Source organism: Pectobacterium sp. A5351, from assembly GCF_028335745.1.
Taxonomy (GTDB): Bacteria; Pseudomonadota; Gammaproteobacteria; order Enterobacterales; family Enterobacteriaceae; genus Pectobacterium.
On record NZ_CP116477.1, the window covers coordinates 2,071,869 to 2,091,185 of the forward strand.

The 19,317-nt window shown below is 51.6% G+C and carries 18 protein-coding genes; 11 read left to right on the forward strand and 7 right to left on the reverse strand.

Annotated features, from left to right (window positions below; translation table 11 throughout):
• The first annotated feature begins 4 nt into the window (after positions 1–4).
• Positions 5–1,522, forward strand: coding sequence for a pyridoxal phosphate-dependent decarboxylase family protein (locus tag O1Q74_RS09840; RefSeq protein ID WP_271878461.1), 1,518 nt, complete (start codon positions 5–7; stop codon positions 1,520–1,522).
• A 69-nt stretch (positions 1,523–1,591) separates the two neighbouring features.
• Here O1Q74_RS09840 and pptA read toward each other — a convergent pair whose 3' ends face one another.
• A complete protein-coding gene (gene pptA, locus O1Q74_RS09845; protein ID WP_271878464.1) occupies positions 1,592–1,822 on the reverse strand; it encodes a tautomerase PptA in 231 nt (76 codons plus the stop codon).
• Between the two features lie 282 nt (positions 1,823–2,104).
• Here pptA and ydfG point away from each other — a divergent pair, with 282 nt between their 5' ends.
• From ydfG to O1Q74_RS09865, 4 genes are all read left to right on the forward strand, one after another.
• A complete protein-coding gene (gene ydfG / locus O1Q74_RS09850; RefSeq protein WP_271878467.1) occupies positions 2,105–2,854 on the forward strand; it encodes a bifunctional NADP-dependent 3-hydroxy acid dehydrogenase/3-hydroxypropionate dehydrogenase YdfG in 750 nt (249 codons plus the stop codon).
• 278 nt (positions 2,855–3,132) lie between these two features.
• Positions 3,133–3,483, forward strand: a complete 351-nt coding sequence (locus O1Q74_RS09855; protein ID WP_225084686.1) for a DUF1283 family protein — start codon at positions 3,133–3,135, stop codon at positions 3,481–3,483.
• 157 nt (positions 3,484–3,640) lie between these two features.
• Entirely contained in the window at positions 3,641–4,258 is a 618-nt protein-coding gene (locus O1Q74_RS09860; protein WP_271878471.1) for a hypothetical protein, read from the forward strand.
• A 103-nt stretch (positions 4,259–4,361) separates the two neighbouring features.
• Positions 4,362–4,661 carry a DUF1161 domain-containing protein gene (locus O1Q74_RS09865; RefSeq protein ID WP_271878474.1) on the forward strand — a complete coding sequence of 100 codons (300 nt, stop codon included), beginning with the start codon at positions 4,362–4,364 and terminating at the stop codon, positions 4,659–4,661.
• Between the two features lie 62 nt (positions 4,662–4,723).
• Here O1Q74_RS09865 and O1Q74_RS09870 read toward each other — a convergent pair whose 3' ends face one another.
• The 4 genes from O1Q74_RS09870 to O1Q74_RS09885 form a co-directional block, all read right to left on the reverse strand.
• Entirely contained in the window at positions 4,724–6,211 is a 1,488-nt protein-coding gene (locus tag O1Q74_RS09870) for an MDR family MFS transporter (RefSeq protein WP_271878477.1), read from the reverse strand.
• Positions 6,212–6,313: 102 nt separating this feature from the next.
• A complete protein-coding gene (gene bioD / locus O1Q74_RS09875; RefSeq protein WP_271878480.1) occupies positions 6,314–6,979 on the reverse strand; it encodes a dethiobiotin synthase in 666 nt (221 codons plus the stop codon).
• Between the two features lie 133 nt (positions 6,980–7,112).
• Complete coding sequence (mlc, locus tag O1Q74_RS09880; RefSeq protein ID WP_271878483.1) at positions 7,113–8,330, reverse strand: sugar metabolism global transcriptional regulator Mlc; 1,218 nt, start codon at positions 8,328–8,330, stop codon at positions 7,113–7,115.
• Positions 8,331–8,511: 181 nt separating this feature from the next.
• Positions 8,512–9,408, reverse strand: a complete 897-nt coding sequence (locus O1Q74_RS09885) for a LysR family transcriptional regulator (RefSeq protein ID WP_271878486.1) — start codon at positions 9,406–9,408, stop codon at positions 8,512–8,514.
• A 114-nt stretch (positions 9,409–9,522) separates the two neighbouring features.
• Between O1Q74_RS09885 and O1Q74_RS09890 the strand changes: the two genes are divergently transcribed.
• Both O1Q74_RS09890 and tus read left to right on the forward strand, forming a co-directional pair.
• Positions 9,523–10,791, forward strand: coding sequence for an MFS transporter (locus tag O1Q74_RS09890; RefSeq protein ID WP_271878489.1), 1,269 nt, complete (start codon positions 9,523–9,525; stop codon positions 10,789–10,791).
• Positions 10,792–10,961: 170 nt separating this feature from the next.
• Positions 10,962–11,900, forward strand: coding sequence for a DNA replication terminus site-binding protein (gene tus / locus O1Q74_RS09895; protein WP_271878492.1), 939 nt, complete (start codon positions 10,962–10,964; stop codon positions 11,898–11,900).
• A 68-nt stretch (positions 11,901–11,968) separates the two neighbouring features.
• On the opposite strand, the gene fumC is transcribed toward tus, so the two are convergent.
• Complete coding sequence (gene fumC, locus O1Q74_RS09900) at positions 11,969–13,366, reverse strand: class II fumarate hydratase (RefSeq protein ID WP_271878495.1); 1,398 nt, start codon at positions 13,364–13,366, stop codon at positions 11,969–11,971.
• 242 nt (positions 13,367–13,608) lie between these two features.
• On the opposite strand from fumC, the gene manA reads away from it, so the two are divergent.
• The 4 genes from manA to add all read left to right on the forward strand — a co-directional run bounded on the left by manA (position 13,609) and on the right by add (position 18,700).
• Positions 13,609–14,781: a mannose-6-phosphate isomerase gene (gene manA / locus O1Q74_RS09905; protein ID WP_271878498.1), complete on the forward strand. Its 1,173-nt coding sequence runs from the start codon at positions 13,609–13,611 to the stop codon at positions 14,779–14,781.
• A 153-nt stretch (positions 14,782–14,934) separates the two neighbouring features.
• Entirely contained in the window at positions 14,935–16,488 is a 1,554-nt protein-coding gene (locus tag O1Q74_RS09910; RefSeq protein WP_271878500.1) for a YdgA family protein, read from the forward strand.
• A 99-nt stretch (positions 16,489–16,587) separates the two neighbouring features.
• Positions 16,588–17,565 (forward strand): arsenic resistance protein, encoded by a 978-nt coding sequence (locus O1Q74_RS09915; RefSeq protein ID WP_271878503.1) that lies wholly within the window; start codon positions 16,588–16,590, stop codon positions 17,563–17,565.
• A gap of 121 nt (positions 17,566–17,686) precedes the next feature.
• A complete protein-coding gene (gene add, locus O1Q74_RS09920) occupies positions 17,687–18,700 on the forward strand; it encodes an adenosine deaminase (protein WP_271878506.1) in 1,014 nt (337 codons plus the stop codon).
• A gap of 97 nt (positions 18,701–18,797) precedes the next feature.
• Here the strand turns inward: add and O1Q74_RS09925 are convergent, their stop codons facing one another.
• Positions 18,798–19,256 carry an SgcJ/EcaC family oxidoreductase gene (locus O1Q74_RS09925; RefSeq protein WP_271878509.1) on the reverse strand — a complete coding sequence of 153 codons (459 nt, stop codon included), beginning with the start codon at positions 19,254–19,256 and terminating at the stop codon, positions 18,798–18,800.
• Between the last annotated feature and the right edge of the window lie 61 nt (positions 19,257–19,317).

The following is a 19,317-nucleotide window of genomic DNA, read 5'->3' on the forward strand; positions in this document are numbered from 1 at the left end:
CACGATGTCCCAATTAGTGGAAACAGAAGCAGTGGAAACAAACGCACTGGAAAAAAAAATTAACCCGATTCTGGCCTCTTCTGCGCAGAGTATCGAAGCCTATCAGGAAGCGATTGCGCAGAGTAGCCAAGCCGTTATGCAGTGGCTGCAACAGCCTGAGATGTATCAGGGGAAAACCGTTGCTGAACTGCGTGAACGCATCGCGCTGGATTTTAATCCTCAGGGCCTGGGTAACCAGGCCGCTATCGAGCGTGCGATTGAATACTTTTTGAAAGACAGCCTGTCGGTGCATCACCCGCAGTGCGTTGCTCACCTGCACTGCCCGAGTTTGGTGGTCAGCCAGGCGGCGGAAGTCTTGATCAACGCCACGAACCAGAGCATGGATTCCTGGGATCAAAGTCCGTCAGCGACCATCATCGAGATGAAGTTGATTGAATGGCTGCGTACTCAGGTTGGTTATCAGTCTGGTGACGCAGGCGTGTTCACCAGCGGCGGCACCCAGAGTAACCTGATGGGGTTGATGCTGGCGCGTGATGCCTTCTTTGCCCGTCAGGGACATTCAATCCAGCAAGATGGATTGGTGGGTAACCTAAAGAAAATTAAAGTGTTTTGTTCTGAAAACGCCCATTTCTCGGTGCAAAAGAACATGGCTTTACTGGGGCTGGGTTATCAATGCGTTACGCTGGTGAAAACTGATCGCTTCGCGCGGATGGATCTGAACGATTTAGCCGAGAAAGTGGCGCAGGCCCAGGCTAACGGCGAGCAGATTCTGGCAATTGTGGCGACGGCAGGTACCACTGATGCGGGTGCTATCGATCCTCTACGGGCGATTGCAACACTGGCTGCCGAGCATCAGATTTGGGTACACGTTGATGCAGCCTGGGGCGGTGCACTGCTGCTGTCCGAGAAGTATCGCGATTATCTGGACGGCATTGAACTGGTGGATTCCATTACGTTGGATTTCCACAAGCAATTCTTCCAGACCATCAGCTGTGGTGCATTCTTGCTGAAAGAAGCCCGCCACTATGAACTGATGCGCTATCAGGCAGCTTACCTGAACTCTGAGTTCGATGAAGCACAGGGCGTTCCGAATCTGGTGTCTAAGTCATTGCAGACGACGCGTCGTTTTGATGCGCTGAAACTGTGGATGGGTCTGGAAGCATTAGGCCAACAACAGTACGCCGCGATCATCGATCATGGCGTCATGCTGGCTCAGCAGGTTGCAGAGTATGTGGCTGAACACGCCTCACTGGAGTTGGTGATGCAGCCACAGTTGGCAAGCGTACTGTTCCGTTTCCGTCCGCAGAAACTGGCGACAGCGGATGATGCGACTATCGCATTACTTAACCAGCGTATTGGCGATGCCCTGTTGGAATCAGGCCGCGCCAACGTAGGGGTAACGGAATTTAATGGCGTTACCTGCCTGAAACTGACGTTACTGAACCCGACCGTTAGCCTGGACGATGTCAAAGTCCTGCTGACGCTGGTTGAAAGTACGGCTCAGACTTTGCTGAACGCGTAGCTCCCCTGCTTTACCGCATTGTGAAAAGCCGATAACCTGTTAAAGGTTATCGGCTTTTTTATTGGTTTTCTAATACGAATATCCCGGCTTTTTCGCCAACGTATCCAAATGCGGTTTAATGAGCGGGTCGTAAACCTCGTCCTTCCAGCGATCGGGCTGAATTTCATGAAAGGCAACAGAAAGCGAGTCATCAGAAGAGCCGAAATGCGTCTTCAGAACCGCAGCGAGATCGTCAGCGACAACGTTCTTCTCTTCTTCAGACAGGTGTTTGGGGAAATGTTTGACATCAATATGTGGCATGGGGAGTCCTTTTCAGTGATGAAACAGCATGATGGTTAAGATAGCTATTGCGCATGAAGACAGCAATAGGATGTCCACACCTGATGATTAACAATTTGTCTGAGGCAAATTGGCCTAAATCGAGAGCCTTAATACGTAGACGTTCGATATTCGGCATCGTCGAAACCGGAGTAATGCTTGACCCACGGGGAATTGCGCGGCTAAATGATCCGACGCCTTTCATTATTTATAGTGATATCAGGCACAAGTAGAATATGAAAACGGTCAGGGAGAAATAAGAGCATGATTATTTTTGTTACCGGTGCAACGGCTGGGTTTGGTGAGTCAATTACGCGTAAATTTATTAGCGCAGGCCATAAAGTGATCGCAACGGGGCGCCGTCAGGAACGCCTGGACGCGCTGAAGGCAGAATTGGGTGATGCGCTGTATACGTTAAAACTGGACGTGCGCGATCGTCAGGCGATTGAAAAGGCGGTTGCCACACTACCAGCCGAATGGCGGACCATTGATGTGCTGGTGAATAACGCCGGGCTCGCACTGGGTCTGGAACCTGCACATAAAGCGTCGGTAGATGATTGGGAAAATATGATCGATACCAACAATAAAGGTCTGGTGTTTATGACGCGCGCGCTGCTGCCTGCCATGGTGGAACGTAATATCGGGCATGTCATCAACATCGGCTCTACCGCGGGCAACTGGCCATACGCAGGCGGTAACGTCTACGGTGCCAGCAAGGCATTCGTGCAGCAGTTCAGTCTGGGTCTGCGTGCCGACCTGTCTGGCACTCGAATTCGCGTAACGAATATTGAACCGGGTCTGGTCGGTGGAACCGAGTTCTCGGCCGTGCGCTTCAAAGGCAACGACGAGAAAGTCAGCAAAACCTATGACAACACAACGCCGCTGACGGCCGAAGATGTATCCGAAGCCGTTTTCTGGGTTGCCACGCTGCCAGCACACGTCAATATCAACACGCTGGAAATGATGCCGGTCAGCCAGTCTTTTGCCGGTTTAAGCGTACACCGCGAAGGCTGATAGCCACCACGGCGAAAAGAGTCGGGGCATAAACGTCAGTTTCATGCCCTTTTCTATTGCCGCGATCATCCTTGTCACGTGATGCGGTTGCGGTTGCGGTTATAGTGCCGTTGAGGCGAAGGATGTATACTTCTGTTATAGGCAACCTTTCGTTTTGCACGACGCGCGAAGGTTACAGGGAACGGCGGTCGCCTTTTGTTGTCTACCGCTTGCCGTGCGCATGTTACCGTTCTGCGGCATCGGCGTTGTTTTTATCATTCGTTCTGTCAAGGTGAAACATGAACCACTACTCTTTTTCTTCTTTGATTCGGGCTTTCATCCCGCTTTCTCTGGTTATCGTTTCCGCTGCCTGGCAGCCTGCCGCACTAGCAGATACGCGCCATATCATTGTCGACTCCGGAGACAGCACCTTGTCGAAAGAAGCGGCGCGTCAAAGCAAAGAGCAATGGGACTCAACCCGCTCACTGCGTAATAAAGTGAATAACCGCGTAGAGAAAGAATTCGATAAAACGGAAAAAGCCATTGATGGGCGTGAAAAATGCAACGCCAGCTACAACGTCAATGCTTACTGGGAAAACACGACCGAACGCTGTCTCGATCGTCGTACTGGCCGCCCAGTTGCCCCCTGATTTCTCCCCCACGCCTTCAGGCGTGGGTTTCCCCTTTTCTCTTCGTTTTGCAGCAAATTAGCCTGCATTGAGAGAAACATCGCCGTTACATTTCACCCATCATCACTTTATATCGTGGCAACATAGGCTTTTTATCCAGAGAATGGAGTGCATCAGGATGAATATGGATTTAGCTCGATTATTTTCACGCCCTTTTCACATAAAACTGTGGGGCGTGCTTATCATGTGCCTATTGGTCAGCTCGTGCGCACGAACATACCCGGAAACGGACAACATCACGAATGTTACCAATAGCAACGGAACGCTTGTCGCGGAGTCCGATACCTACGTTTATCAATTCCCTGACGCAAGAGCGCAAAAAGAGTATCAGGACTATTACGCATTTTATCGTGATTACAAAGACATCATCATCGGCGTGAGGGTTGATTTCTCTCTCCGCAATGGTCAGGTCTATGCGGTTTATAAAAACATCATTGACACTCGCCGGTTGACCAAGGAGCAGGAAGTCGATTTACGCGAACTCTTCTCGGCGAACATTCCTACAGAAAATGGCAAAGGTGAAGTCACGTTTAGTGCGAACGGCACGTTTAGTGAGAAAAAAGGCTCACTGGTCAGTTCGGCAAACACAGGTCGACTGCCTCAGCCCATTCCTGTGGTTATCAACAGCAGTGATAATTCCGGCAAAGAAGTGCTACTTGCTCCCCTCATGGTTCCGGCATTTATCCTTTTCCCATTATTTATGATGTATGGCTGCGCCACTGGTCCCTGCGTTTAACCTTCTTCAGGACATCATTGATGGCCTGATTCCGCTGCTTTTTCGCGTTATCTTCATCGTTTGATATACTCAAAGAGACTTTTTCAGAGAAAAGGATCAAAAGATGAAAAAAACCGTCATTTTTGGTGCCGCGTTATTCCTGGTTGCTCCGTTAGCTGCACAGGCATCTTGCGAAAGCGTGAAAGCGGATATTGCCCAGAAAATCATCGCCAATGGCGTGCCAGAATCCGGTTTTACGCTGGATATTGTCCCGAACGATCAGGTGAATCAGGCCGGTGGTCAGGTGGTTGGTCACTGCGAGAATGATTCGCACAAGATTGTTTACACCCGTCATGCCGAGGGCGACGTCAATACTGAAAGTGCGCCTGCGCCAGCAGAAGGCCAGCCGACAACAACACCGTAACCCTTCCTCTGGATGTTCAACATAGATGTTCAAAAGGCGCTTTCGCGCCTTTTCTTTTGCCATTATTTCTGTCTGGTTTCGGCCTGACCTGGCCGTTGGCTTGCTGGGATCATTCTGGCGGAAAGCAGCGTGATGGCAGCAATCAGTGCGGAAACGATAAATACGCAGTGGATTGACGAAGCGACTTGCGATGCCAGCGTATCGAGCTGGTTTACGCTCAGCAGGATGCGCTTGGCCGGGTCCATGAGCGTTTGGAGTGGATCGCTCACGTCTGGTAATCGCCAGTGCAGATTGATGTTCAACGTGGCGCCAAGGATTGCCGTGCCCAACGCGGAACCGAGCATGCGGGTAAACATGGCGGAGGCCGTTGCAATGCCGCGGATGGAGTAGTCCACCGAGTTTTGTATCGACACCAGAAACGTTGTACTACTTAGCCCCATTCCCGAACCGATCAAAAATGCCGCAAGCCGCGCCCACATGAGATTGCTGTCTGGCTGAACGGTTAACAGCGTCAGGCTGCCGATAATCAGCACAACGCCGCCGAGCATTGCCGTAAAGCGGTAAGATGTCCACAGCATTAAGCGTCCGCTCAGCGTACTGGCCAGCGGCCAGCCAATCGACATCATCGCCAATATACTGCCCGCTTCCAGCGGCGTTTTGCCCATCACGCCCTGAATAAACGTCGGCAAAAAGGCGCTCACGCCCATCATGGCGGCCCCGACGACTAATCCTCCGAGATTACCGGCAATAATGACCCGATTGCGCCAGAGCGCCAGCGGGAACAACGGTTCTGCCGTGCGCTTTTCCTGCCGGACCAGCAGAATGCAGCCCACAGCAGAGATCGCAAGCAGTGGGATTACCCAGTAACCAAACACTTCAGCCTGTAGTAGCGCCATCAGCAGGCTGGCGACGGACACCACCAGATAGAACGCGCCCATCCAGTCCAACTGATGTTGGCGCACGGCATTGATCGTCGGCAGGTAACGAGCCAGCAAGAATATGGAAAATAGCCCAATCGGCACATTGACCCAGAAAACCAGCGCCCAGTTGAAGTGTTGGACGATAAACGCACCCAGCAGCGGGCCGATAATCGCGGAAACACCCCACACGCTGGACAGATAACCCTGTATTTTCGGGCGTTCTGTCGAGCTGTAGACATCGGCAACAATGGTGAACGCAATTGGGGTTATCGCGCCGGCTCCCAGCCCTTGCAAGGTACGGAAGACAATCAGCCAGCCCATCTGCGTCGAAAACCCGCACAGAACCGACCCTAGCAGGAATACGATCATGCCGAAGAAGAAAACTTTTTTGCGGCCATAGAGATCGGCCAGGCGGCCATAAATCGGAATACTGATCGACTGCGTCAGCAAATAACCCGCAAAGACCCACCCTAACAGGGAAAAACCGCCTAAATCTGCGATGATGGTGGGCAGCGCCGTGGCGACGATCGTCACCTCAATCGCCGCCGTAAACATGGCAAGCATACAGGCAATTAAAATCCAATGGCGATGTAGGACAGGCATTTGTTTCTGGTTATTCTCTGTTTTCATTATATTTTCAGGATAAGAAGAAAAACTGCCAGTGAGTATAACAGGTGACGTGGAGGAGAATATTTATTCCCGCAGAGCAGCGGGAATAGAAGACGATAGAAATTAGTCGCTGACGACAGAAAGATCGATGTAAGGCGAGAGATCACGCTGTTCGGCACGCGGTAAGTAAGGCAGTTCACCCAGTTGCGGCGCTGGAATCTTTTTCCGCAGAACATGAATGATTTCCGCGTAATTCGCCAGTCCAGGGTTAATTCGGTTAGCGACCCAGCCGACCAGCGGTAAACCATCGTTAATGATCGCCTGCGCCGTCAACAGCGCATGGCTGATACAACCCAGTTTGATGCCGACAACCAGTACAACAGGCAATTGTTCCTGAACTACCCACTCGGAGTACGGACGTAGATCGTTCATGACGGTCCGCCATCCGCCCGTGCCCTCAACCACCACGATATCGGCCGCTTCGCCCATGTGGCGCAGACCTTGCGTCATCGTGCAGTAATCAATCGTTCCTTCACTGGCGCTGATTTCATCCTCTCGCAGTGCGATGGGGTTAACCATGTTATAGGGCAATTCCAGCGTGGAGGCCGCCTGTAGCAGCAGTGCATCTTTATTTCGCAGGCCCGCTTCCGTCTCTTCGCACCCTTTCGCTATCGGTTTATAGCCCGCAACCGATTTGCCTGCCAGCGCCAGTTTTTGCAGTAGCGCTTTGGATACCACCGTTTTGCCAACGGCGGTATCAGTACCAGTGACAAAAATACGTTTCAACATGGGATAACTCCAGACCACCTGAATACCAAAAAACAAGCACAGCTAAAATGCTTTCCAAGCGTGAAAGTCTAGGCTATGCCTCATTCGGGCGGTTTGCGTTAGCGCAATGTTTTGTTGGTCTACGCCTTTATGGTTACCCCTGTAGCAGTTTAACCAGCAGCGATCCGTTATAGAGCGCCTCTTTTACCAGTGCAGCGCCGGGCATCGTACCCTGATTGTAGAACTGGGTCGCTTCCACCTGGATGTTGTGGCTATAGGGTGGGAATGACTGCTGTTGAATGCAGCCTAAAATGGCAGGGTGCAAAATGCTGGCCGCTTTATTCAGGGGGGATCCCACCAGAATTTTATCGGGGTTGAAGAGATTCACCATGATGGCGACAATGCGGCCTACGTTATTCCCGACATCGTTAATGATATCTTTGGCTAACTGATCGCCCTTAAGCGCGGCGTCACATAGGTTCTCGGCGTTAAGTGGTGAACCGTGCAGAAGCGAACTCATGGACGTATTCATGCGCTGCTGTGCTAGCTCCAGCATATTTTCCGTGCTGGCGACCGTTTCCAGACAACCGTGATTGCCGCAATAGCAGCGCTTGCCATAAGGATCGACCTGCGTGTGCCCAATCTCAACCAGATTCCGGCTTCCTGCGTGCAGGATACGTCCGCCGGTAATCACGCCCGCGCCGACGTTATGGTCGATCACTACCTGAATCACATTTTGGCAATCGCGTGCCGCGCCGTATAGCGCTTCGGCCATTGTCCAGGCACAGATATCGTGGTGCAAATACACCGGTAGCCCGGTACGTTTTTCCAGCGCTGGGCCAATCGCCATTTCCTTAACGTCATAGAACGGCATCCGGTGAATAACGCCTTTACTGGCGTCAATCATGCCCGGCGCGGTAATCGCGATTGCAGTTAATCGCTCCAGCCGTTTCTGGTGACGAATAAAAAACTGGTCGATTTCATTCAGAATACGTTCAAGCAGTGGCTGTGGAGCCTCTGCGGGAAGTAAGATATCTTCTTCCACAACCAGCTTGCTGCTGAGATCGCGCAGCGCCAATGAAATACTATTGTGGCTAATTCGGGCGGAAAGATAATGCCAGGCTTCGGTATCCAGAATTAGGCCGATAGCAGGACGCCCTCTGCTGCCCACATCCTGGTATTCAGTTTCTTGTACCAGATGGGCTTCCAGCAGTTCGCGGACGATTTTGGTAATACTGGCGGGCGCGAGCTGAGCGCGTTTGGACAGTTCGATACGTGATATCGGGCCGTACTTATCGATCAGCCGATACACCGCGCCGGCATTCATTTGTTTGATTTGATCGATGTGTCCTGGTTGACCGTCGGCTATCACAAACCTGGCTCCTACGCATTCGTATTATATCTGGCACTGCTGTTGAAAAATTTATCTTTATTATTGCGGCATGACTATTTTTCACGCTGCAAAATAAAAAAACTGCGGGTATGGTGGGGCTTTTCACTAAACTCGTCAAATATTTGATTCGTTATGTGATTTAGCACGCATATTTTAACGATTATCCGCCCAGCATCAGCGACATTAGCACCTTAGCCGCCGCACTCTGCGGATGATGCCGCGCCGTCACAAGCCAGACTTCCGTTGTGGCGTCTTCTTCTTCCAGCAGCAAATATTTCACACCATCGACCCGAATACGCAAAAACGACGCCGGTAAAATGGACACACCCAATCCTGCCGACACCAGCCCGACGATGGTCATCGCCTCACCCACTTCTTGCGTAATGTAGGGGCTGATGCCATAGCGTTTCAGCAGTGTCAGCGTATCGTCATACAGTGCGGTTCCCACCGCGCGGGAGAAGAAAACGAATGGTTCATTCGCCAACTGTGTGATGTTGATTGCCCGCCCTGCGTCCTGCTGCGCTAAGGGATGGGATTCCTGCACGACGGCAATCAGCGGTTCACGTAATAGCAACTGATGATCCAGTGCGTCAGGCAGCGGATTATTGCGCATAATGCCGATATCGAGCTTACCGTTTAGCAGCGGTTCAATTTGCTGTTTGGTGTTGAGCTCCATCATCTGAATATGCACTTCCGGGTACGTTTGACGAAAACGCAGTAGGCTACTGGAGATCTTTTTGATAAACGGCGCAGACGACGTAAAGCCGATCGTTAATTCCCCAATTTCGCCACGTTGAATACGAGAGGCTCGTTCCGCCGCCTGATCAACCTGGCTGATAATCGACCAGGCTTCTTTCAGGAACATCTCGCCTGCCGGAGTAAGCTGGACATTACGGTTGTTGCGCGCCAGCAATTTCGCCCCCACCTGCTCTTCCAGAATTTGAATTTGTTGGCTCAGCGGCGGCTGTGAAATGCGTAATCTTTCTGCGGCTCGGCCAAAATGCAGCTCTTCGGCGACCGCAATAAAATAGCGAAGGTGACGGAGCTCAATATTCATATTTTAAACATATCAATCATTATTATTAATATATTATACAAAATAATATCACTCTTCTATGATCCTCCTACAGTTGTTTTACGCCTGATTTGCCTTTTCTGGTAAGGAATTATTGTGAGTAACCTGCCATCTTCTGCACCGAACGATTGGCCCCTTTCTGCGGTCGACGATGCAGATGATATTGCCCTGAAAGTGTCGGGAAAAACCCCCTATATTGCCCGTGGCACGCCACAATTCATGCGCGTCACGCTGGCTCTGTTTTCTGCCGGATTAGCGACGTTTGCTCTGTTGTATTGTGTTCAGCCGCTGCTGCCGGTGCTGTCTCAGGATTTCGGTATTTCGCCAGCCACCAGTAGTTTGTCACTTTCCGTATCAACCGTGATGCTGGCATTCGGGCTACTGTTCACCGGCCCGCTCTCCGACACAATTGGGCGTAAGAATGTCATGGTCGTGTCCTTAATGCTGGCTGCGCTCTGTACCGTGATTTGCGCATTTATGACCAGTTGGAACGGCGTATTGATCATGCGGGCAATGATTGGCCTGTCGCTAAGCGGCGTCGCGGCGGTCGCCATGAGTTACCTGAGTGAAGAAATTCATCCCAGCGTGCTGGCGTTCTCGATGGGATTGTATATTAGCGGTAACTCGATTGGCGGCATGAGCGGACGTCTGGTGAGCGGCGTCTTGACGGACTATTTCCCGTGGCGGGTAGCCATCGGCACAATCGGCGTACTGGCACTCATTGCGGCGATAACCTTCTGGCGTATTTTGCCCGAATCAAGCCATTTCCGCCCCGGTTCGCTACGGCCGAAAACGCTGCTGCTGAATAGCAAATTACACTGGCGCGATGCGGGGTTACCGCTGCTGTTCCTTCAGGGATTTTTACTGATGGGGGCGTTCGTTACCTTGTTTAACTATATTGGGTATCGGCTGTTAGCCCCGCCGTATTTACTGAGCCAGGCGGTGGTTGGTTTACTTTCCGTGGTTTACCTCACCGGAAGCTACAGCTCGCCAAAAGCCGGAGCATTAACAGCGCGCTACGGACGCGGCCCCGTACTCAGCATTTCTATCCTCCTGATGCTGACAGGTCTGGGAATAACGGCACTGACGCCAGTATTTGCTATCTTTGGTGGGATGATGCTCTTTACCGCCGGCTTCTTCGCGGCACACTCGGTAGCCAGCAGTTGGATTGGCCAACGGGCACGGCGCGCAAAAGGTCAGGCATCATCCATGTATCTCTTTTCTTATTATCTGGGTTCAAGCCTGACTGGTACGCTCGGGGGATTCTTCTGGCACGCGTTTGGTTGGATGGGTATTACCGTCTTTTTGAGCGCACTCTTACTGCTCGCGCTGGGAGTGAGTCTGATACTTAAAAAACGGCTTTAAACTCCTTTCTTACCGGAGTTTACCTGAATTCAGGTAAACTCCGTGCTGTTCCTGTTCACTTCCTTATCTTTCCCCCACCAGCCTTGCTAAAAATGATGATATTCACCATTGCTGAAGTGTGTGTTTATGAGTATAAATATAAGTATGTTGTAACTAAATTGATATGGGTTATGAATCGCTACACGCTAATCGATCGTATGAACCACAGTTTTCAGACGTTAGAGAAGAAACTTGCCCTGATGCAACAACAGTTTGCCGAGTATCGGCTGCTGGCAGGCCGCGTCTATTCTCTCCCTCAGGTGGAAAAAGGCGCGGAGCATGATCCTATCGAGCATATAGCCGTAACACAGTACGTCGGGCAGGAGGCTCGCGATAAAGGGTTGGCGCATTTTCAGCGTCTGTTCATTCACCACTATCCAGAAACGCTCAGCAGTAAAAGTGCGATTCGTTTACCAGGCGCACTCTGTTTTGGCGTAGTAAATGCCGCACAATATCAGCAGGCTCAGTCACTCATCGCGGAAATTAATTCGCTGAAAAAAGAGCTGGAACACATTATTACCGTCGAGTCCGGGCTGGAGCCGGAACAGCGCTTTGAATTCGTCCACACGCACTTGAAAGGATTGATCACGCTTAGCGCTTACCGGTCGTTAACGCTGATCACCAACCCGGCGTCAGTCCGCTTTGGCTGGGCGAATAAACACGTCATCAAAAATATGACGCGTGGGGAACTGCTGGAACAACTGACCAAAAGTCGGAATGCTGCAAAACACACGGCGCCGTATACCAAAGCGCAGTGGATTGAGCATATAGAAGAGGAAATTGACGCGGTCTTGTCGCTGCCGGAAGACGCGGTCTTGAAAATCAAACGTCCGGTCAAAGTGCAGCCCATCGCACGCGTGTGGTATCCCGAACAGCAGAAACAGGTTCAGCATCCCTGCCCATCCCCCCTGCTCGTGCTGTGCCAACTGGAGTCAGGCGGCGATGTGCCAATCATCGGCGAACTGAATTCTTATGACGCCAACAACATCAAGCATAAGCACAAACCGAAAGCGGCCGAACTTCGCCTGCTCATCCCGCGTTTGCACCTGTATACCGATGTTCCAGAATGAAAAAGAAACAGCCTGCCGATCAACACCAGCAGGCTGCGGGATAACGCGCTAACTAAACTACCGCGCCATTACTTTTTCAGGCTACCGACCATATCTTCTGGCCGAACCCACTCATTAAACTGCGCTTCGGTCAGGTAGTTCAGCTTGAGCGCGGCGGCCTTCAGCGTCAGTCCTTCTTTGTGCGCTTTTTTGGCAATTTCTGCCGCTTTGTCATAACCAATGTGCGTATTCAGCGCCGTCACCAGCATCAGCGACTCATTCAGTAGCTGATTGATACGATCGCGATTCGGTTCGATCCCCACCGCACAGTGCTCATCAAAGCTCTTCATGCCATCAGCCAGCAGGCGAATTGATTGCAGGAAGTTATGAATCACCATCGGGCGGTACACGTTCAGCTCAAAATTACCGGACGCCCCGCCGATATTCACGGCGACATCATTGCCCATCACCTGACAGCACAGCATGGTTAGCGCTTCACACTGGGTTGGATTGACCTTGCCCGGCATGATAGAGCTGCCCGGTTCGTTTTCAGGAATACTCAGTTCGCCGATACCACAGCGCGGGCCAGAGGCCAACCAGCGTACATCGTTGGCAATCTTCATTAACGATGCGGCCAGCCCTTTCAAAGCACCGTGCCCATGAACCAGTGCATCACAGGTCGCCAGCGCTTCGAATTTATTCGGTGAAGTCACAAACAGCTGACCGGTGAGTTTCGCCAATTCCGCCGCCACACGCACCGCATATTCAGGATGCGTGTTGAGTCCCGTACCGACCGCGGTGCCGCCCAGCGCCAGTTCGCAAATGTGCGGGACGCTGTTTTCGATATGCTTCAGGTTATGCTGCAACATCGCGGCCCAGCCGGAGATTTCCTGTCCCAGCGTCAGCGGCGTCGCATCCTGTAAATGCGTACGACCGATCTTGACGATGTCCTTAAACTGCTCGGCCTTCGATGCCAGCGTGGCGTGTAATGCCTTCAGTTCAGGAATCAGATGTTCGTTGATCGCGACCACGGCCGCGACATGCATCGCCGTAGGGAAGACGTCGTTGGAACTCTGACTTTTGTTTACATCATCATTGGGATGAACGAGCCGATTGTTGCCACGCTCTCCCCCCAGTAGTTCACTGGCGCGGTTAGCCAACACCTCGTTCATATTCATATTGCTTTGCGTGCCCGATCCGGTTTGCCAGATCGCTAACGGGAATTCCCCAGCATGCTTGCCCGCTAACACTTCGTCCGCCGCCTGAATAATCGCATTTCCCCGATCGGCAGGCAGAAGCGAGAGATCCATGTTGACGCGGGCCGCCGCGCGCTTGGTTTGCGCCAATGCATAAATCAGCGCACGCGGCATTTTCTCTTCAGAAATACGGAAGTGTTCCAGTGACCGCTGCGTTTGTGCGCCCCATAAACGTTCGGCAGGAACATCAATCGGTCCCATTGAGTCTTTTTCACTACGCGTCGTGCTCATTACCTTTCCTCCTTAAAAATACACAATTAACTAGTAGAAGACATTGAATCACATCGCTGGGCCTATTCTGATAACACCCACTGGCCTGATAACACGCTTATTGGTCTACTAACACTGTCTGGCATCGCGCTACATAAAACATTACCATGAAGCGAAGAAGATGCAGTGTATTCATAATCACTCAAGTAATTAACAGCTAACATCACAGAAATTAACAATTAATGTAATAGCAGGAAGCCGACATGCAAAAAATGCTCAACTGCGTCCAGCACTATGCCTGGGGCAGTAAACACGCCTTAACTGAGCTATACGGCATTGATAATCCTAACGATTTACCTATGGCAGAACTGTGGATGGGTGCCCATCCTAAAAGCAGTTCGGCGATTATTGATGAAAAAGGCAACACCCGTAACCTGCGGGACATTATTTCCGAAGACGCAACGACGCATCTTGGCGCAACGATTGCGCAACGTTTTGGCGAACTGCCCTTTTTATTTAAGGTATTGTGCGCGGAACAGCCGCTTTCCATTCAGGTTCACCCTAGTAAAACATCGGCAGAACAAGGCTTTGCGAAAGAGAATGCCGCTGGTATCGCGCTAGATGCAGCCGAAAGAAACTACAAAGATGCCAATCACAAACCGGAACTGGTCTATGCATTAACCCCTTTTCAGGCCATGAACGGGTTCCGAGAATTATCTGAAATTGTGCGCCTGCTGGAACCGGTTGCCAGCGCACATCCGTCAATCGCGGCGTTTTTACAACAGCCCGACGCGAAGAACCTCGCCATGCTGTTCACCAATCTGTTGAGTATGGAAGGTGAGCAAAAATCACGTGCGCTCGGTGTACTAAAGGCCGCGTTAAACAGTCAAAATGACGAGCCTTGGGTGACCCTCCGCGCGATTACACAATACTATTCCGATGATAGCGGATTGTTCTCCCCGCTGCTGCTGAACGTCATTACGCTTCAGCCTGGCGAAGCCATGTTCCTGTTTGCGCAAACGCCACATGCTTATCTGAAAGGCGTGGCATTAGAAGTCATGGCAAACTCGGATAACGTGCTGCGAGCCGGGCTTACGCCGAAATACATTGATATTCCAGAGCTACTGGATAATGTCGTGTTTGAAGCCAAACCCGCAAACCAGTTGTTGACGATGCCACGTCGACAGGGTAATGAACTCAGCTTCCCGATCCCTGTTGATGATTTTGCTTTTTCGCTGCACGAACTGACCCAGAGTCCGCAAACGCTCAGTCAGGACAGTGCCGCCATTGTCTTTTGTGTTGACGGCCACGCCGTCCTGCAAAAAAATAAGCAGCGGCTCTCGCTACGTCCGGGAGAATCCTGCTTTATTTCCGCCAGTGAGTCACCGATAACGGTTGAGGGACAGGGGCGTCTCGCTCGCGTATTTAACCGATAACGAGTTCCCCACACTGCCACTACCCGCACATCGCGTTACACATTGCGGTGATAGTGAATGACGTGGTGATTAATTGCGTGGTGGTTAATTGCTTGATAGTTACCTGCGTTTCGCGTTGAAAACGCGCATTTTTTTACTAAAGGATGAATAAAAATGAAGAAGTTGTTAGTCGCCGTAGGCGTTATTGTTGCTCTGGGTGCCGTCTGGACCGGCGCATCCTGGTACACCGGCAAGCAGTTGGCTCAGCAGATTGATGGTTTTACCGATACGCTGAATACTAAACTCAAGCAGTCCTACCCTAACGCAGGATTGAAAGTCGTCTATCGCGACTATCAGGGTGGCGTATTCAGCAGCACGCTGTCCTATGTTTTACAGACAGACGGCACAGCAAAAGGCGCGCAGTTCCTGGCTCCCGGAGAAGAACTGGTCTTCAATGAAACAGTGTCTCACGGGCCCTTCCCGCTAGCACAACTCAAGAAATTCAACCTGTTACCGGCAATGGGTTCTGTCCATACCGAGTTAGCCAACACGCCAGCCATCAAAGCCTGGTTTGAACTGACTAAAGACAAACCGTTCTTTACGGCCGAAACTCGCGTCGCTTACAACGGTGATACACAATCGCTTGTTACGCTGGCACCGATTGACTACCAGACGCCAGAACAGAAATTCTCCTTCAGCGGTGCGGAAGCCTTGGTGGATATCGGGCACGATCTGCGCAGCAGCAAGCTGGACACCACCATCAGCAGCGTGAAGATGGAAAGGAAAAATGCCTGGGGCCAGACAGAGAACGTCGATATCGCCGATTTTTCCATTAAGGGAACCAATCAAAAAGGCAAGTTCGATCTTGATCTCGGCGATGGCAACCTGACCGTTAAAACGATGACATTCACCGTAGAAGGTGGTGATACCGTTTCCCTGAACGACTTCGCTCTGCACAGCAACGCAACGGAAGATGACAAGAATCTGGCGGGAAAAATGGCCGTAACGCTAGGGTCCTTAGTCATCGGCGATCGTAATCTAGGCTCTGGTAATGTGAACATGTCCATTTCACAACTTGATGGCGCGGGTACCAGGCAGTTCCTCACCGCCTACCAGGAAAGAGTGCAGAAGCTGTTGCAGGATCCGACCGCAGTCGATCCCGATGCTTATCAACACGAAGTGGCCATGTCTGCGCTGCAATACCTGCCACAGCTGTTGAAAGGTAATCCAAGCATTAAAATCTCCCCAATCAGTTGGAAAAACAGCAAGGGTGAAGGCTCGTTCACGCTGGCGCTGGATTTAACCGATCCCTTGCAGAGCACGGATAAAGCGAATGACCCAACGCTCTCGGATGAAGAAAAAATCATTCGTCAGTCGGTCAAAAAACTCGACGCCAAACTCAATCTACCGCTGGATATGCTGACGGAATTGATGGTACTGAGCGCCCCCAAAACGGCCAATGCGGAAGAGCAAAAGCAGTTGGAGGACATGGCGAAACAGCAGGTTACTATGATGGCCGAGATGGGTCAGGAGAACCAGTTGAGCGTCACGAAAGACAACGCCATTACCAGTTCGCTGCACTATGCCGATGGTCAAATTGACTTCAACGGCAACAAAATCTCGCTGGCCGATTTCATCGCCCCTTATTTCTCCGTCCCAACGGAAGAAGGTGAAGAATCGCTGCCTGGCGCGCAGGAAGAACCTGTCACACCACCACCTGCGCAATAAGCCGACACTCGATAATATGACGTGCTAAAACACACGGTGGCCGCTGTTCAGCCACCGTTTTTTCTGCCCGCTTCTTCAGTTTGATTTCGAGATAACTCCATGTCCGCGTTAAAACCCTTTCTGGAATCCCATCAGGCTGCGATCTACTTTGTTACCGTGATAGCGGCGGTGGCAATGGCTGGAGTGCTGCCGGAAACGGAGCAATGGGATGTCGTGATTAATCCAGCGCTGGCGCTGATGCTGTTTGTCACGTTTCTACAAGTCCCGTTGACTACGATCGGAAAAAGCATCACGCAGTTCAGATTCATCGGCGCATTGCTCGTTGCCAACTTCATCGTGATTCCCTTGCTGGTCGCGGCGCTGTTACCCTTTCTCCCTGCTGAACCGTTCGTCAAGCTGGGCATCATACTGGTGTTACTCGCGCCGTGTATTGACTATGTGGTGACCTTCGCGCATCTGGGGCGAGCTGATGCCGCACGCCTGCTGGCCGCAACGCCTATTTTACTGTTGCTGCAAATGCTGGCCTTGCCCGTCTACCTGACGCTGTTTCTCGGCCACGACGCCGCCGGGCTTATCGTCTTTGCTCCCTTTATCGACGCGTTTATCTGGCTGATTGCCGTGCCTTTAGCGCTGGCAGCGCTTCTGCAATGGCTGGCGGCACGTCAGCGCACGATGGCAGCATTGTCGGATGCATTGGGCTATCTTCCCGTCCCGGCTACCGCGCTGGTGCTGTTTATCGTGGTTGCGGCGGTGATTCCACAATTGCGTGCCAGTTGGGCGAGCGTGTTGCTTGCGATGCCGTTTTACCTGCTCTTCGCGCTACTGGCACCGCTACTCGGCTGGTTCACTGGTCGCGCGTTCCGATTGGACTCTACTGGCGGACGCGCCGTAGCCTTTAGTGCCAGCACGCGCAATTCTCTGGTTATCTTACCGCTGGCGCTGGCTATACCGGGCGCGCTGCCGCTCCTTCCCGCCGTCATCGTCAGCCAAACCTTAGTGGAACTGCTCAGCGAACTCATTTATATCCGGGCAATCCCTAACTTGAACGCACGTGATACAGGTCAGGAAAAGCAATAACAGTTTATTTTTGCTCAATGATTGTTCAGAACGTTAAGGTTTCAGCGGTAACAATTGGCTATTTACCACGATTTCTTTTTATACTTTGTCGTACGAAAAACAGTAATCAGACAATAACATTATGATTGATTTACACCTGCCATTGACGGATATCCACCGCCATTTGGATGGCAATATCCGCGCCCAGAGTATTCTGGAGCTTGGACACCAGTACAACGTAGCGTTACCTGCCCGCGATCTTGACGCGCTTCGCCCTCACGTTCAGGTCACCAAAAATGAACCTGACCTGGTGAGCTTTTTACAAAAACTCGACTGGGGCGTGGCTGTGCTCGGTTCACTGGATGCCTGTCGCCGCGTCGCTTATGAGAACGTTGAAGATGCCGTGAAAGCCGGGTTAGATTACGCCGAACTGCGTTTCTCTCCCTACTATATGGCGATGAACCATAAGCTTCCGGTCGCTGGCGTGGTTGAAGCGGTGATCGACGGCATTACCGCGGGCTCCCGTGATTTCGATACCGACATTCGCCTGATTGGCATCATGAGCCGGACATTCGGCACCGAGGCATGTCAACAAGAGTTGGACGCCCTGCTGTCCCAGCGTGACCGCATCGTCGCTCTCGATCTGGCTGGCGATGAGTTGGGGCACCCCGGTGCGTTATTCACCTCCCATTTCCGACAGGCTCGCGATGCTGGCTGGCACATCACGGTTCACGCAGGTGAAGCGGCCGGGCCGGAAAGTATCTGGCAGGCGATTAATCATCTGGGCGCAGAGCGTATCGGACACGGCGTGACCGCCATTATCGATCCGCGTCTGATGACGCACATGGCAGAACAGGGAATCGGGATCGAATCCTGCCTGACATCCAACATTCAGACCAGTACCGTGGAATCTCTGGATAAGCACCCGCTCATCCACTTCCTGCGTTATGAAATCCCCGCCACCATCAATACGGATGACCCGGCGGTTCAGGGTATAGAGATCCGCCACGAATATGAGGTCGCGGCACCGCTTGCTGGCCTGACAGCGGTAGAAACACGCAAAGCGCAGGAAAACGGCCTCAACATTGCGTTTATCAGCGAGCAGGAAAAGCAGCAACTACGAGAAAAGGTTCTGCGTAAACGTAGCGCGACCTGATAGCGCGATCGGCCATAATCCACTCAATGCCACACGAAAAAACGGCTAACTTTTGTTAGCCGTTTGACATAAAACGATTGCGAATAAGTTACATCAATCAGCTACTCGGATTCGCCGAAGAATGGTGCGTGGTGATCAACCACTGTTTACCATCCCAAGCGTAAGTATAGGTATAACGCGCTTTGGCTACGCTACCATCGCCGAATGTGAAGGTGTAAGTTCCAGTATCAATGGCCTTATTACAGCCGATGCGGATCGTACTGGTGTCAATCTTACCAACCGGCTTTTTCGCCAGAAAATGTTCAAAATAATCGATACGCTCTGCGTCAGTCGTACGCGGTTTATCGGACAGCGTCGGCAGCAGTACCGCGTCTGGCGTATAGTTTTTCGCGACCTTTTTCGCATCCCCTGTCTGTAGCGATGCATTCCAACGGTCAAACAACGAGGCAATCTCTTTTTTATCGGTTTTCACACAATCCATATGTTGAGTTGCCTGTACGGATGTGGACGCTAGCGTCCCTAGGATTGCTAAAGTTACTGCCGTTTTTTTTAACATATTGTCTCGATCTCAAATGATAATTATCATCAACTGCATCCAGCTCTATCGATAATGAATC